Here is a 15,530-nt window from a genome sequence, read left to right as displayed (position 1 = left end):
TGCAATTTTAAAAACCTTAATGCTAACCTGGTTGACACTGAGAAATAGAAGATCTTGGTTATTCACCAATACTACTAAAAGCAAAAAAGCCGCTTAAAATTTTCATTCTAAGCGACTCTTTACAGATTTGATCTGTTGTTTGTGATCCCGCTGGGACTCGAACCCAGGGCCCATACATTAAAAGTGTATTGCTCTACCAACTGAGCTACGAGATCATTTCGTAATTGGGAGTGCAAAAATAAGGGGGTTGAGTATTGCTGCCAAAAAATCTTGCTTTTAATTTTTAATTAATTAACTCTGTTTGCAATTTCTGCATCACATCTTTCTCAATCATCTTTTGTGCCACAACGATCATATTTTTAAATGCCTTGCCCTTGCTGATGCCATGACCTATGATCACTGGTTTGGAAATTCCAAGTACAGGGGTGCCACCATAATTTTCAAAATTGAAACGGTCAAAATATTCATGGTGAATTTCCTTGCGACCTGTTATCTCAAATAAACTTTCTGCCAGCTTTAAAATGATATTACCGGAGAAACCATCACATACAATGATATCAGCTTTATCGATCAACACGTCACGCCCTTCCACATTGCCTATGAAATTGATGTGCTTGTTTTCCTTCAGCAGGGGATAGGTAGCCTGTGCCAGTAAATTGCCCTTGCCTTCTTCTTCACCAATATTCAATAATGCTACACGTGGATTTTCTATGCCTAAGATTTGCTGTGCATATACTGAGCCCATTACTGCAAACTGGTTCAGCTGCTCGGGTTTACAGTCGGAGTTTAATCCCACATCCAGCAAAAGGCCAGTGCTGCCATTCTCTTTAGGGATGATTGTAGAGATAGTAGGCCTTAATACACCTTCAATCGGTTTAAGGGAGTATAAGGATCCCACCAGCATGGCACCGGTATTACCTGCACTGATAAAAGCATCCATCTTGCCCGATGCCAGTAAATGAAATCCCACGGCTATGGATGACTGTTGTTTTTCTTTCAATGCCTTGGTAGGATGCTCATGCATACCAATCACCTGTGGTGCATGCACCACAGTATAATTTTTTTCAGGGATTGTATATTCAGTCAGCAGTGGATTGATCTTGTCTTCATCACCAATCAAAACCAGGTGCGCATTGCCTTCCTCTATATAGTATTGAATGCCCTTAATAGCTTCAAGAGGGGCGAAATCGCCACCCATCATGTCAATTCCTATCTTCATTCGTATCCAAAAATAAAAAATCCATGCTCCCGCCAATCAGCGGAAGATGGATTCTGTAAAAAAGATTTCGATTACTTCTTAATAGGGGAGGTTTCTGCAACTACTTGTCCTTTGTAGTACAATTTACCTTCACTTACATGTGCACGGTGACGTACATGTGTTTCGCCGGTAGCTTTATCTGTAGTAAGAGTAGCTGCTACAGCCTTATAATGTGTTCTACGCTTGGCACTTCTTTGCTGCGAATGTCTGCGTTTGGGATTTGGCATAACTAATAATTAAAAGCGTTCAAAAATTTTTTTAATACCAGCTTTTGTACTTTCCTCACAAGTCCTTGTCTCACTCACTTGTACTGCAACAAGTTTATTCAACCATTTGCTCTTTCGATTACTCCAGAGCCAATACTCTTTCATTTTTATCACATCCATCCGGTCACGGCTTCCAGGTCAATTCTCTTTTCCTGTGCCTTCACCTGTGGGTGGCGATTTGAATTTTTCCAATCCTTTCCATAAAGGATTTTCTTTGGGGGCTTCCCTGGGCTTTAGCCCGTTCAGCAGTTCCCTGGCAGCCGGGTTGCAATAAGGACCGTCCATATTCTCATATTCGCAGGTCTTTTGCATCGGTATGCTAAGGTTAATGAATTCATAGATCCAGTCTTTCACATATATATGGCTTTCGCCACGTGAAATGTAATAAACATCAGGATCTTCTTCCTGTTCATTCATCAATTCAGGTTCTTCCACCATTTTCACTGTAACTGTAAACTCATCAAACAACTGTAGCGGAAGCTCGTTGTTACAACGGTCGCAGGTCACATCAGCCTTACCGCCTATATCAAAGCGTAGGATCAAAAAGCTGTTATTCTTTTCCAGCTTTAATTTTACCTGGGCCTTCACCTGTAGGAAATCCTGAACCCCATAATCTTCAAAGAACCTGTCTGAAATTTCATAACTGAATTCATGAATGCCTGGTTTCAAACCCACAAAAGCAATCTCGTATTCCCTCCTGTTACTCATGTTCCAGATTTTATGACCACTCCCGCTAACTGCCGGGATTTATTTCAGGGTCGCAAAGGTAAAGGAAATAGGCTGAAAAGCAGTATTTTGCCCAAAGATTTTAACGAATCTGCCTATAAAAACATGCTGAAAAGTCTACTAAGGGACCGAAAATTACTATTACTTCTCTTTCTGGCCATTGCTATCAAGCTATTTTCTTTAAATGAGGCTTTTGTTGAACAATACTATACTTATGGATTTTATCCCTGGATTTCCCGCATATTAAGAACTGTGTTTGGCTGGATTCCGATAAGTATTGGTGACATACTTTACCTGGTAGCATTTATCTGGCTGGTTTGGAAGGCCTGGAAGTTCATTAGCCTGCTGGCCAAAAGAGAACTGAAAGAATATCTTTCAAGGGTGCTTTTCCGTAAATATGTCAGGCTGGTTTTATGGATCTATATCGTTTTTAATTTGTTCTGGGGTTTGAATTATAACCGGGAAGGCATTGCACACCAGTTAGGATTGCAGGTTCAAACCTATACAGCAAATGATGTTTATGAGCTGGCTGCTGCGTTGCAAACCAGGTTAAATGAGTATGCAGGGCAAGTAGACTCCCTGGAAAGGCTTCAACTGGATAATAATTCCATTTTGTTCAGGGAAGGAGTGGAGGTCTATAAAAAGGTCAGAATACAATATCCCTACTTAAGCTACCAGCCTTCTTCCATAAAAGGTTCACTCTATTCCCATGTAGGACAATTCTTTGGCTTTACAGGTTATTATAATCCTTTTTCCGGTGAAGCACAGGTTAAGACCACGGTGCCGGTATTTGTAAAACCCTTTATTCTTTGTCATGAAATAGCCCACCAATTAGGTTATGCTAAAGAAAATGAAGCCAATATGGTAGCTTTCCTTGCTGGCAGGGAATCAAACAATATTGAATTCCGCTATTCTGCCTATTACGATGTGTACACCTATGCCACCAGGGAACTGGTACGTTTTGACACTACCCGCTTTAAAGAGCTTCGCCTGGCTGTGCATCCTCAATTCAAAAAAGACTACAGGACCTACCTGGAATATATTTATAACAGCCGCAACGTTGTGGAGCCCTTTATGTCAGATTTTTATGATAGCTACCTGAAGATGAATAACCAGCCAAAAGGAAAGGCAACATACAACGAAGTGGTGGCCTGGTTAATCGCTTACATGAAAAAATATGGCAGCCAGGCACTATGATTTCATTCATTATAGCTCAATAACCCTATTTATTCCTCCCTGTTCACCAGATTAGATTTTAATGGGTATTTCCATTGAATATTCCTTGCCTTACTTCGGCTCTCAAATATATCTGCTCCCGGGCTGATGTATAGCTGCCCCCTATCTACTCCCTACCTGCGGTATAGATACTGCGTGGTGATCACGCAGTATCTATACCGTAGCTATACTGCAGCCAGGACGTTGGTATACTGTAGATAGGAAGAAGGGTGGGAATATCGAACAGATGAACAAGGAATAACGAATGATGAAGTGGGGTTAGATTGGAGAGGCATTGTTTATAGCGGTTCTGGCATAGGTTGAAGGAGGAAGAATGCTCAATGAGCAACGCTCAATGCTCAATGTTCAGGGAGGGAAAAAGAAGTAAGGATCAATTGATTAGAGAGGAAAACGGACAAAAACGGTCAATGCGGTCAAAAGCGGACATTACCGGTCAAATCGGTCAAAAACGGCCAAAACGGACATAGGGGTTTTGAACTGAGAGGGATTTTCAAAAACTTGCAGCTATAAAACCAATATCACATGGCAAAGCAAGTCGGATACATTACAGCAACAGGAACCGTGGATGGTGACACGAACTTTTATTATGACCCGGAATGGGGCTTTTTGGCAAGAATGCTTCCGGGTGTAAGCAGTAAGCGCTTCTGGAAGGATCCTGCCTTTGAAGGAAGCCGCAGAAGCGCTGAAAGGTTTGGTACAGGCAATATCATGTCCTCCATCATCTACCGTTTTGTACCGGTTAAAAGAAGGTACAGGCAGTTGTTTAAACAGGTAAGGACCATTGCCATTGTCTGTTTAAAGCAGGGAATGGATAAACCAGGGGTATTCACAGCCCTGCATACCTTCCTTACTGAACAAAAGCGTACTTCCTTAACCAATGAGCAGTTTATCCTTTTGCTCTCTTCCTTTGAACAGGAGCTGGCAGGAAGGCTCAAAGAGCCAAAGCCCCAAAAGGTAAAGAAGATGAAGAACAAGCTGGAGATAACAGTGAAAGCACCCCTGAGTGCAGAAGACACCGAGTACTTACAATTATACATGGATGATTATGACTGGACCATCAGGTTTGAGGGAGATTTTCCTCCCAACTACCAGATACCATTCTTTCTCCTTAAACATGCTGCTTAAGGAAGTTTGTAGTTTGTAATTTGTAGTTTGTAGTTTTTCAGGTCAAACAGAACTATTATTTGCAGTTATACTTGGGTCAAACGACTGGTTAGTTTGCAGGGTGTTATTGGTTGCAGGCTTTACATTCAAAACAAAACGGTCAGGGTTGTAGATTCTCCTTGTCAACTTTTTAACCTGTCAACCCTTTTGCTTGTCAACCTTTCAACTTGTTAACTTGTCAACTATGATTTTACTTTTTCTAATTAAGAATTACTTCAGAACTTATTCTTCCACATCATACTCTCCACGGGTGTATTAGGCTGGCCGCTGTATTTGGCGTTGGCTTTCTGGTTGTAGCTGACCAATATTTCACCATCAACAGGGAAGTAGATCAATTGACCTACAGGCATGCCGCGGTAAACCTTTACGGGTTGCTTTACAGATATCTCCAGTGTCCAGTGTCCACAGAAGCCTACATCGCCTTTACCTGCTGTGGCGTGTATATCGATTCCAAGGCGCCCGGTTGATGATTTGCCTTCCAGGAAGGGTACATGGGCATGTGTCTCTGTATATTCTTCGGTTACGCCCAGGTAAAAAATGTGAGGATATAAAACAAAGCCTTCTTCGGGTATTTCAAAATGCTCGATCTCATTGTGTTTTTTAGCATCTAAAATATGCTCCCTGTAGGTTGCGAGGTAGCGTCCAAGATGTACGTCATAACTGTTGCTGCCCAGGCAATCCCGGTGGTATGGTTCCAGCTTTATAGTTCCTTTTTCTATCTCTTCCAGGATGCGTGAATCAGAAAGGATCATGAATATTTTGAATTTTGGCTATTTATGTTTGAATTTTGGCTCAGGCAAAATACTTGCGATTTTTGAAACGATGCCCATTTTTTTTCAACAGGATATTGATAAATCCACCAGGCTGGCCATTTGGAAGTTAGAAGAACCGGAAGCGTTCTTTTTAAAAGCCGTGCCCCTCCAGCGTGAAATTACCCATCCACATAAGCGCTTGCAGCACCTGGCAGGCAGGTGGTTATTGAAATATTTATTTCCTGCATTTCCCCTGGAATTGATACGCATTGCCGATACCCGGAAACCATTTCTTGAAAATGAGGCCTTTCACTTTTCTATTTCGCATTGCGGAGATTTTGCTGCAGTCATTGTCAGTGAAAATTGCAGGGTAGGAGTTGACATTGAGATCCCTTCCCATAAAGTAGAACGCATCAAGCATAAGTTCCTTCACAGCGAGGAATTGGAATTGTTACAAGCCCAGGATATGGACCATATTATACCCCTGACCCTGATGTGGTCATGCAAAGAGGCAGTTTTTAAATGGTGGTCCTATGGTAATGTTGATTTTAGCGACCAGATCAGGTTATCGCCCCCCGGCCTCAGTGACGCGGGTTCTATAAATGCCTGTTTCATTGAAAAAGAAACGTTTGATCTCTCCCTTCAATATAGTTTATTCAAGGACCTTTGCCTTGCATGGGTCAGCACAGGGTTTTGAATGCAGCGGCCACCACAGGCATTTAGACACTAAGTTATTTCTCTGTACTACCCCAATTATTTCAAAATCAATTTCGGGTCTGTTTCCTCTTCTTCTTCAATTCCATCTTCCAATAATGGAATATTACCGATAGATGCACCTGCTATCCCTTTAATGGAGCCATACATGCCGGAAGTACTTAACAATACTCTTTCCAATTGTTTTTCGCGTTCCTTCCAGATCTTTTCCATTTGTATTCTTTCTTTGGTAATAGAATTTTTCATGGAAAGAAATCCCTCTACAATAGTTTCTATTTGCTGGCGAAATTCAATACCCGTAAGATAGCCATAGAGCATGTGCATTTTCTCGCCCTTATTTTCTTCAGCTTTCTTTGTTTCTGCAATCCGTATGATTGTATGTCGCAATGCATTCGTTAGCGCTAATACCTCGCTGAAGGAACAAATCCAAATACCATCTTTCTCCCCGAAGCAGGTCATTTCTTTGGGGTATGCCTGGGTAACGAGAATAGCTACATCGGCTTGTTTGTTGCGCATGTCAGCTTTTAGCTTTTCTATCCATCCCTGATTGAAAGACTTGGTGCGCTTGCTTTCAAAAATGATCTTACCGCAATCTTGTCCCAGCTGATTTCGAACCATCTGTATGCAGTCTGCCCCTTCAACGCCTTTGCCTACTTCACCAATACTATCAAAAGGAAAATGATCCTTCAATATTTCTTCCAGCAACAATTCCTGTACTTCTCCCTGTAATTGCATTGAACCCTGTTCTGCTTTACGCTTCATTTCATCTGCCAGCTTGCGCTGATCATCCAGTTGTTTTTCCAGCTCTTTTAGTTTAAGCTGGTACTCATGTTCTCTCACTTCATTTTTTTGCGCTTCCATTTTGCGGATCTCTTCGGAAAGACGTTCCCTTTCTTTTTGCATGGCGCGTTTGGCTTCCAGCTCAATCTCCTGCTCTTTTGTTTTCAGCGCTTCTTCCATTTGTAAATATTCCATCTCTTTCAGCCTGGCAGTTTTCAATTTCTCTTCGCTATCCCTGGCGCTTTGTTGAAGCAACCGTAGCTGGTTTTCAAAATCAGCGGCGATACTTTTGCGCAATTGCTGCTGGATCTCTGTTTCCAGTTTTTGTTTTTCTACCTGTAGTTTTTGCTGGAACAGTTCATTTTCTTTCTTTCGTTTTTCTTCAAACAATTTTTGATCTTCTTCCAGCTTTTTCTTTTCAAGACTTACCTGGTTTCGCGATTGTTGAAGCTGTTTTTCATATTCCTGCCTGATCTTTTGTTCGGCATCTGCAGAAAGCACTTCCTGTACGTCAAATTCATTCCCGCAATTAGGGCACTTTATATGATTGGCTGACATCCTGGTATTTTTTTACAAATTAACGGTAGTTCCTAAAACATTTAGCATTTTGGGGAAAAATCAAGGTAATTGAATGCAATGCAAATTGTCCATGCCCTGGTGCATTCAGGTAATCAGATTTCAAATTGAACCTCTTTACATAATGGCGCTTTTAAAAAAAATTTGCTTGTTAGAAATATTCACTATTATCTTTGCCGCAGTTCTTTTTTAATTTACTTATCAAGAAAGGCTGAGGGATATGGCCCTTTGAAGCCTTGACAACCTGTTCTGATTTTCATTCAACCTGTTTGAAAGAAAATAGAATAAGGTGCCAACTCCATCACGCAGGACGATTGCGTGACAGATAAGTCAGATAATAGCTTTAAAATTTACTACTGTAAAATATTGAAAGCTCTTCTGATCTATCGGGAGAGCTTTTTTTGTGCCCACAAGGCACTTAAAAGCTTTACCGATAAAAAATATTCCTCTCTTTCCTGGTAAGTCCTTCTTTACAAATTAACTAATCTCCCTGCGGGGACAAAACCAAAGAGATGAGTAATATAACAGACATCGTTCACAGCATTCCAGTAGACCCACTAACCGGAGCTATTTCTGTTCCGATCTACCAGACATCAACATTTATCCAGGAAGCTCCTGGCGTGAATAAAGGTTATGATTATGCACGAAGCGGTAATCCCACCCGCACCGCACTGGAAGACCTGATCGCACACCTGGAAGAAGGCCAGGTTGGTGCAGCTTTCGGAAGTGGGTTAGCTGCTATTGATGCCGTTGTAAAGTTGTTGCAAACCGGTGATGAGATTTTGGCGGTGGATGATATTTATGGAGGTGCTTTCAGGTTATTTACCCAGGTATATCAAAAATTTGGTATTACGGTAAATTATGTTGATGCTACAAAAGCTGAAAATGTTTTTGATGCCATTACACCAAAAACAAAATTGATATGGATAGAAACACCTACCAATCCCACACTAAAGATCGCTGATATTGCAGCCATCGCCAGCATAGCAAAATCTTCAGGGTGTTGGCTTTGCGTGGATAACACTTTTGCTTCACCCGCCTTACAAAAACCTCTTTCACTGGGAGCTGATATTGTAGTTCACTCAGCCACCAAATACCTTGGAGGCCACAGCGACCTTATTGCAGGATTAGTGGTTACAAAAGAAAAGGAGTTGGGAGAAAAGATCCGGTTCATTCAAAATGCCAGTGGTGCTATACTTTCCCCATTTGATAGCTGGCTGGTGATCCGCGGTATTGAAACTTTACCGCTGCGCATAAAGCAACATTGTGCCAATGCTCAACTAATAGCGGAGTACCTGGAACAACACCCATTAGTTGATAAAGTTTTTTATCCCGGGTTGCCTGGTCATGTTAACCATGAGATTGCCAAACAACAGGCAAAAGGATTCGGAGGAATTGTTTCTTTTAGTTTAAAAAATGATACGGATAAAGCTGCGGTGCAATTGGTAACCTCAACAAAATTATTCAAGCTGGCAGAAAGCCTGGGTGGGGTTAAAAGTCTTTTATGTCACCCGGCAAACATGACCCACAAATCCATTCCTGCAGAAAAAAGAAGAGCAGCTGGCGTATCAGATAGTTTGGTGCGGTTATCTGTGGGTCTCGAAGATGCAGAGGATCTTATTGCAGACCTGGAACAAGCTTTATCCCAGCTGAATGATACTGCAGAGATTCATTCTTTAACAGAAAAAAAGCAAATAGCCATTTAATTATCAAAAAACGTTTATTATAAATTTGTAGTGTCTACATGAACTCATTAACACATACCAGGATAAATGAAAGCAAGCTTACCCTAGCTTGTTGTATGTGTTGTATGCCGCAAGGCATACTATAATCTATGGCCTTTTGGCTTTACCCCCTGACGCTACTTATTTATTCATCACCTGCTTCACAAAAAACTTACAGTTATGAGCAACTTACGCTTCGAAACACTTCAACTTCATGCCGGCCAGGAAATTGATCCTACAACCAATTCAAGAGCTGTGCCTATTTACCAAACCACTTCTTATGGATTTAAAAATGCAGCACATGCAGCCAATCTTTTTGGACTGAAAGAATTTGGCAATATCTATACGCGTATAATGAACCCCACCACCGATGTATTTGAAAAGCGCATAGCTGCTTTAGAAGGCGGTGTAGCAGCACTGGCTACCAGTTCGGGACAAGCCGCGCAATTCCTGGCTCTTACAAATATTCTGCAATCGGGTGATAACTTCATTACCACAACTTATTTGTATGGAGGTACCTACAACCAGTTCAAGGTATCTTTCAAACGCCTGGGCATAGAAGCACGTTTTGCCAATGGTGATGATGTGGAAAGCTTTGTTCCGTTGATGGATAAAAATACCAAGGCCATTTACCTGGAGACGATTGGAAATCCCAGGTTGAACATTCCTGACTTTCAAAAATTTGCAGACCTGGCTAAAGAGTATGACCTGCCACTGATCGTTGATAACACGTTTGGAGCAGGAGGCTATTTATTCAAACCACTGGAATGGGGTGCCAATATTGTAGTGGAAAGTGCTACCAAATGGATTGGTGGTCATGGCACTTCCATTGGAGGTGTTATTGTTGATGGAGGTAATTATAACTGGGGCAATGGAAAATTTCCCCAATTCACTGAGCCATCGGAAGGTTATCATGGACTGAAATTCTGGGACATCTTTGGAGAAGGTAATCCTCTTGGTTTGCCGAATATTGCTTTTGCCATTCGGGCAAGGGTGGAAGGATTACGTGATTTTGGAACCAGCCAGAGCCCTTTTAACTCTTTCCTTCTGTTACAAGGCCTTGAAACACTATCTCTTCGTTTGGAAAGGCATATACAGAACACGCAGGCCCTGGCTGAATGGCTGGAACAACATCCACTGGTTGAATTTGTAGAATACCCGGGTTTGAAAAGTAGTCCGTATTACGAGCTGGCTAAAAAATACCTTCCAAATGGATACGGTGGTATTTTAAACTTTGGTGTGAAAGGCGAAAAGGAAAAAGCAAACCAATTCATCGACAGCCTGAAACTGGTAAGCCACCTGGCAAATGTGGGTGATGCTAAAACGTTGGCCATTCATCCGGCTTCTACCACACATGAACAATTAAGTGAAGAAGAGCAGAAAAGGGCAGGAGTGGCGCCCAACCAGGTGCGCATCAGTGTGGGCCTGGAACATATTGAAGATATCAAGGCCGACCTGGAGCAGGCATTTCAAAAAGTATTTTCAAAAGAACTGGCCTGATCATTCATTACAATCATAAGCAGGATGCAATAAAAGCATCCTGCTTTTTACAATGACAAAAACATTTTACTATACAAATCCCTTTGTTTTAGAATCTGGTGAAGTTCTTCCCGGTTTTCACCTTGGATACACTACACTTGGCATATTAAATGACAAGGCAGATAATGTTGTATGGATCTTTCATGCTCTTACAGCTAACAGTGATCCATCTGAATGGTGGTATGGCTTAGTGGGCGATCAATGCTTATTCGATCCGTCAGGTTATTTTATAGTTTGCGTGAATATGCCAGGGAGTTGTTATGGTAGTATATCTCCCTTGGATCACAATCCCCATAATAATGAACCCTATTATCATGACTTTCCTTTATTTACTACCAGGGATATGATCAGGGCATATAAGCATTTAAAAACAGAACTGGGAATTCACAAAATCAAAGTAGGCCTTGGAGGTTCTATGGGTGGTCAACAGTTGCTGGAATGGGCCATTGAAGAACCTGGATTATTTGATCATATCATTCCTATAGCCACCAATGCCAGTCATTCTCCATGGGGAATAGCCTTTAATGCCACGCAAAGGTTTTGTATTGAATCAGACCCCAGCTGGAGAAATAAATCAGGCATTGCGGGCATGGATGGCATGAAGGTAGCAAGAGCGGTGGCCTTATTATCTTACAGGAATTACCATACATATACTTCATCGCAAAAGGGATCACATTTTGTCACTGTGGATGGAACTGTTAAGGAAGTGTATAAAGCCGAGACTTACCAGCAACACCAGGGCGAGAAGCTTGCCAGGCGATTCAATGCATTCAGCTATTATTTCCTGAGTAAATCAATGGATTCACATGATGTCGGTAGGAGCAGAACGTCCATTGAAGATGCACTACAATCAATAATAGCGAAAACACTGGTGATCAGTATACACTCAGACATTTTGTTTCCGCAGGCCGAACAGGAGTTCCTGGCTGCAAATATCCCATCAGCAAAACTGGCCATTATTGATTCACATTATGGACATGATGGATTCTTACTGGAGTTTGAAAAGATAACAGAATTGATCATTCCTTTCCTGGGAATTACAAAACAATCAAAAGAATTAGAAACATTAAATATCAGGCATGAAACACGATAAAGTTTTACAGATAGGTTTATTTGGATTTGGAGTAGTAGGAGAAGGCATTTACAAAGTATTGCATCAGACCCCCTCCCTTAATGCATTGATCAAAAAAGTCTGTATCAAACATGCGGAAAAAGAAAGAAATGCACCTTCTGCATTATTTACCATCAGTTATGATGATATATTGAACGACCCGGGTATCGACATCGTTGTAGAATTGATCGATGATGCTAAAGAAGCCTTTATCATTGTAAGCACTGCGCTGAAGAATAAAAAATCGGTGGTTAGTGCTAATAAGAAAATGATAGCTGAGCACCTTCCGGAATTATTGCGCTTACAGGAAGAAAATGAGGTTTCATTTCTTTATGAAGCTGCTGTATGCGGTAGTATTCCTATTATACGTAACTTGGAAGAGTACTATGACAATGACCTGTTGCAAAGCCTCTGTGGTATTGTAAACGGGTCTACCAATTACATTCTGACCAAGATTATAGATGAAGGACTTTCTTATGCAGAAGCACTTCAGAAAGCCCAGCAACTGGGTTTTGCTGAAAGTAACCCGGCCCTTGACGTGGAAGGGATAGATGCCACCAATAAACTAACCATACTTTTGGCGCATGCTTATGGGATTATCTCAAGGCCTGAAGAATTATTACACCTGGGTATTACACGTCTTCATGCTACTGACACAAAGTATGCTGAAGAAAAGTCCTACCAGGTGAAATTAACGGCGCAAGCATATAAATTATCCAATGGGAAAGTGGCCGCATTTGTTCTTCCCCAGTTTGTAAGAGCTGAAAGCCAGTTGCACGGAGTAAAAAATGAATATAATGGTGTGATCATTGAAAGTAAACTGGCTGATAAGCAATTTTTATATGGCAAGGGAGCCGGCAGGTATCCTACATCATCAGCAGTGATCAGCGATATATCAGCCCTGAGCTATGATTACAAATACGAGTATAAAAAGCTGAACCGTAAAGAAAAGTATGCGCTTACTACAAACTATTATTTAAAAGTATTTGTGAGTTTCAATGACTGGACAGAAGTGAATAAATGGGATTTTGAACAGGTCTCAGAATTTCATAGTACTGCGGACAGGCAATATTTATTGGGACTGATACATGTGGAAAAGCTAAAAAATGCTTCATGGTTCAATGATGGCGCAGTCTCAGTGATCTTATTACCTGATAGCATCACGGAAAAAGATGCGATCATATCTAACTCTCTGAAGAAAGTAAGCCTTCAATTGGCGGGAGTAAATTAAACAAAAGTATTAGAGTGGTCTGATATGGTATATACTAGTAGTTCTAAGTAATACTTAAGGCTTCGGTAAATTCAGGAGTTAAAAAAATTGGTTAGGTTTAGGCTATCCTTGAGTTCGGTTTCACACAGAGCCAAAACAATAGTGCTGATACTATTGGCATGGAAAGCCAGGTGCGTTTTTTTGATCTCAAAGGCTGCCACTTCCAATGCCTTTTCGTGGTAATTGCGGATGATGCTTTTGCCTGCAAGAATGGAAGCAAATGATTGCAGGTAGGTATTGGAAGATTGGGCAATTTGTTCGGCCTTCATCTCCTGTAATTCATATGCAGCAGCATCCCTTACCCTGCTATTGGAACTTAAAAGATTTTCCTGGGCTAGTGTATGAAACTGGTCGCCAATACGTAATGCAAAAATGGAAAGTATCAGGCTATCCAGGAACTCGTAGTTAATAGCGTTAAGCTGAACATCTTTAAAAGTATATAAACCTTCAATTCCGGATAAAAGCAGGAGCGGATTAATATTCAGTTGCTTTGCTTTTGAAGTTACATTATGTAAGAAAAGCTGCTCGTTCATGAACAATAGTGTTTGAAGTTTTCAAGGGTTTCTGCCAAATCAGCCACAAGATATTGGATTGTTTTTGTATGTTCCTTCTGCTAAAAAGCATAATACCGAAAAGCCTCAGCGCCAGTTTCTTAAGAAATTTATAAACCTGTTTTTTTATAACGACACACCCGTTTTTTTATTGGATCATTGGTTGTATCTTCAATGCTCATCAAAGAAAAGGAGGTATTCATGATATCTACAGATTATTCATGGGAACCTTCGGTTAGTTTCGCCTAACCGGGTTGCGCCATTAAAATATCTGAGTGACGCTGAGGCGTTAAAAAGCCATTCTGAAATTCAGGATGGCTTTCTTATAATATAGAAATTGAAGTTAAACGTCAGTATCTCTTTCAACAGTTTTAGTCACTGTTACGCGATCTGTACTCGTGTCTGAAGAACGTCCTCTGCCTCCTCCTACGAGTGCTACCAGCAAAAGGATAAATACAGCAGCGCCTATGATCCATACCCAGGGTGAGGTATACCAGTCACCACTACTGTTTTCTACATTAATGTCAACTTTTTTGGATGAACTGGATGTGGTGGAACCACCACTGTCCTGCGCAAACAAAACAACCTGTACCAGCGTAAATACCATCAAGGTGAAGAACATTTTAATGTTCATGGGTTTTAATACATTTTTCATATGAACTGTTTTAAGTTTTTGTTTCATTTATTGATGAGAAACAAATAAGTACTTTCAACAATTGCGCCATGTGGTTATACCCCTTGTTTTTGTGGAATTGCTATTTGGGAACGAATGAATGGAGTTAAAATTATATCCCGTTATTTGAAGAATAATCAGCATTTTGGAAACCGATTGATCTATATGTATAGAAACCTGTCCTTACAAAAACTACATGTAAAGTCTGTTCTATTGCTTTTAGTAGTTTTTTCCTTCCACTACTCTAATGCCCAAAAAGCTGGCACCTGGTTCAAACAATTGGATAGCCTGGCCAGGATTTCCGATCCTGTAAATAAAGGCGGATATGATACAATTATGTATCAATCTACGAGCCCAATCAACCTACCCGGCTATTTTTTATTATTGGGCAGCAATTTGAAACAACAACTGACAGCCCCTTTTCATACCAGTAAGGCGGACTGGAAAAAACTGGGTGTATTTACAGTGGGAACAATAGCGCTTTCTTTTGCTGATGTACCGATTCAAAAACAAGCATTCCGGTTAAGAAACAATAGTGAAACAGTGAGAAAGGTGAGCAGGTTTATTACCAATTTTGGTGGTCCTTACGAGACGTATACACTTTTATCATTAGGCACCTATGGAATTTTATTCCATGATGAAAAACTAAAGAATGCAACATTGCTGGCTACCCAGGCTTATATCACTGGTGGGATGATAGAATCTATTGCCAAATACCTTACTGGTCGACAGCGTCCCAGTTATTATGGAGTGGACACTATGGGAAGGCCAACTTTTCATGGACCCTTCTCCATTGCGGGACGTGAGTATAAGGGACAAACTGTTAGCAGTTCTTTTCCATCAGGCCATACTACGGTGGCTTTTGCTGCCGCTACCGTATTTGCCATGGAATACAGGCATAAGCCCTGGGTGCCAATCCTGGCTTACAGTGCGGCTTCATTGATTGGCATTAGCCGGATCACGGAAAACAGGCATTGGGCAACCGATGTTTTAGTAGGTGCTGCTCTTGGTTATGTAAGTGGCAGGCAGGTGGTTAACAATTACCACCGTTATGCATTTTTAAAAGCAGCGGGTAAAAAACCTGCTCCATTGACATTTACCTTCAGCTATGATTATGGTCGCTTCATGCCTGGATTGGTTTATCATATTCATTAGTGTTTAGATCAGCCAATATTGCAACAAGTATTTTC

Annotated in this window: 15 protein-coding genes, 1 tRNA gene and 1 riboswitch; of the genes, 8 read left to right on the top strand and 8 right to left on the bottom strand. The window is 41.0% G+C overall.

All coding sequences use genetic code 11. The features are described from left to right. Nucleotides 1-142: 142 nt before the first annotated feature. From BP74_RS09055 to BP74_RS09040, 4 genes are all read right to left on the bottom strand, one after another. Nucleotides 143-215: transfer RNA gene (locus tag BP74_RS09055), tRNA-Lys, on the bottom strand. A 68-nt stretch (nucleotides 216-283) separates the two neighbouring features. Continuing rightward, nucleotides 284-1,219 carry a phosphate acyltransferase PlsX gene (gene plsX, locus BP74_RS09050; RefSeq protein ID WP_496373266.1) on the bottom strand — a complete coding sequence of 312 codons (936 nt, stop codon included), beginning with the start codon at nucleotides 1,217-1,219 and terminating at the stop codon, nucleotides 284-286. 71 nt (nucleotides 1,220-1,290) lie between these two features. Continuing rightward, nucleotides 1,291-1,485, bottom strand: coding sequence for a 50S ribosomal protein L32 (gene rpmF, locus BP74_RS09045; protein ID WP_072835336.1), 195 nt, complete (start codon nucleotides 1,483-1,485; stop codon nucleotides 1,291-1,293). Between the two features lie 177 nt (nucleotides 1,486-1,662). Next, a complete protein-coding gene (locus BP74_RS09040; protein ID WP_496373264.1) occupies nucleotides 1,663-2,232 on the bottom strand; it encodes a YceD family protein in 570 nt (189 codons plus the stop codon). A 123-nt stretch (nucleotides 2,233-2,355) separates the two neighbouring features. On the opposite strand from BP74_RS09040, the gene BP74_RS09035 reads away from it, so the two are divergent. Both BP74_RS09035 and BP74_RS09030 read left to right on the top strand, forming a co-directional pair. After that, entirely contained in the window at nucleotides 2,356-3,447 is a 1,092-nt protein-coding gene (locus BP74_RS09035; protein ID WP_496373262.1) for a DUF3810 domain-containing protein, read from the top strand. Between the two features lie 561 nt (nucleotides 3,448-4,008). Then, nucleotides 4,009-4,611 carry a hypothetical protein gene (locus tag BP74_RS09030; protein WP_496373260.1) on the top strand — a complete coding sequence of 201 codons (603 nt, stop codon included), beginning with the start codon at nucleotides 4,009-4,011 and terminating at the stop codon, nucleotides 4,609-4,611. A gap of 254 nt (nucleotides 4,612-4,865) precedes the next feature. Here the strand turns inward: BP74_RS09030 and dcd are convergent, their stop codons facing one another. Next, the gene (gene dcd / locus BP74_RS09025) at nucleotides 4,866-5,402 is read right to left on the bottom strand and encodes a dCTP deaminase (protein WP_496373258.1); all 537 of its coding nucleotides are present in this window, start codon (nucleotides 5,400-5,402) and stop codon (nucleotides 4,866-4,868) included. Between the two features lie 70 nt (nucleotides 5,403-5,472). Here dcd and BP74_RS09020 point away from each other — a divergent pair, with 70 nt between their 5' ends. Then, nucleotides 5,473-6,099, top strand: coding sequence for a 4'-phosphopantetheinyl transferase family protein (locus BP74_RS09020; RefSeq protein ID WP_496373256.1), 627 nt, complete (start codon nucleotides 5,473-5,475; stop codon nucleotides 6,097-6,099). Nucleotides 6,100-6,155: 56 nt separating this feature from the next. Here BP74_RS09020 and BP74_RS09015 read toward each other — a convergent pair whose 3' ends face one another. Further along, on the bottom strand, nucleotides 6,156-7,454 hold the full coding sequence (locus tag BP74_RS09015; RefSeq protein WP_496373254.1) for a DUF2130 domain-containing protein: 1,299 nt from the start codon (nucleotides 7,452-7,454) through the stop codon (nucleotides 6,156-6,158). Nucleotides 7,455-7,667: 213 nt separating this feature from the next. Next, a riboswitch (SAM riboswitch) is annotated at nucleotides 7,668-7,804 on the top strand. 180 nt (nucleotides 7,805-7,984) lie between these two features. Between BP74_RS09015 and BP74_RS09010 the strand changes: the two genes are divergently transcribed. The 4 genes from BP74_RS09010 to BP74_RS08995 all read left to right on the top strand — a co-directional run bounded on the left by BP74_RS09010 (nucleotide 7,985) and on the right by BP74_RS08995 (nucleotide 13,077). Beyond that, a complete protein-coding gene (locus BP74_RS09010; protein WP_496373252.1) occupies nucleotides 7,985-9,178 on the top strand; it encodes a trans-sulfuration enzyme family protein in 1,194 nt (397 codons plus the stop codon). Nucleotides 9,179-9,376: 198 nt separating this feature from the next. Then, nucleotides 9,377-10,696: an O-acetylhomoserine aminocarboxypropyltransferase/cysteine synthase family protein gene (locus BP74_RS09005; protein WP_496373250.1), complete on the top strand. Its 1,320-nt coding sequence runs from the start codon at nucleotides 9,377-9,379 to the stop codon at nucleotides 10,694-10,696. Between the two features lie 52 nt (nucleotides 10,697-10,748). Then, nucleotides 10,749-11,828: a homoserine O-acetyltransferase family protein gene (locus BP74_RS09000; protein ID WP_496373248.1), complete on the top strand. Its 1,080-nt coding sequence runs from the start codon at nucleotides 10,749-10,751 to the stop codon at nucleotides 11,826-11,828. Further along, nucleotides 11,815-13,077: a homoserine dehydrogenase gene (locus tag BP74_RS08995; protein WP_496373246.1), complete on the top strand. Its 1,263-nt coding sequence runs from the start codon at nucleotides 11,815-11,817 to the stop codon at nucleotides 13,075-13,077. Before BP74_RS09000 ends, BP74_RS08995 begins: the two co-directional genes overlap by 14 nt. 71 nt (nucleotides 13,078-13,148) lie before the next feature. Here the strand turns inward: BP74_RS08995 and BP74_RS08990 are convergent, their stop codons facing one another. Together BP74_RS08990 and BP74_RS08985 are read right to left on the bottom strand one after the other, a co-directional pair. Further along, the gene (locus BP74_RS08990; RefSeq protein ID WP_496373244.1) at nucleotides 13,149-13,649 is read right to left on the bottom strand and encodes a hypothetical protein; all 501 of its coding nucleotides are present in this window, start codon (nucleotides 13,647-13,649) and stop codon (nucleotides 13,149-13,151) included. Nucleotides 13,650-14,010: 361 nt separating this feature from the next. Further along, on the bottom strand, nucleotides 14,011-14,322 hold the full coding sequence (locus BP74_RS08985) for a hypothetical protein (RefSeq protein ID WP_496373242.1): 312 nt from the start codon (nucleotides 14,320-14,322) through the stop codon (nucleotides 14,011-14,013). Between the two features lie 144 nt (nucleotides 14,323-14,466). On the opposite strand from BP74_RS08985, the gene BP74_RS08980 reads away from it, so the two are divergent. Next, complete coding sequence (locus BP74_RS08980) at nucleotides 14,467-15,495, top strand: phosphatase PAP2 family protein (protein ID WP_496373241.1); 1,029 nt, start codon at nucleotides 14,467-14,469, stop codon at nucleotides 15,493-15,495. Nucleotides 15,496-15,530 lie beyond the last annotated feature (35 nt).

This window comes from Flavisolibacter ginsengiterrae DSM 18136 (genome assembly GCF_059568575.1).
The sequence above is the reverse complement of the archived record's forward strand: the minus strand, read 5'-3'. Positions and strand labels throughout refer to the sequence as shown.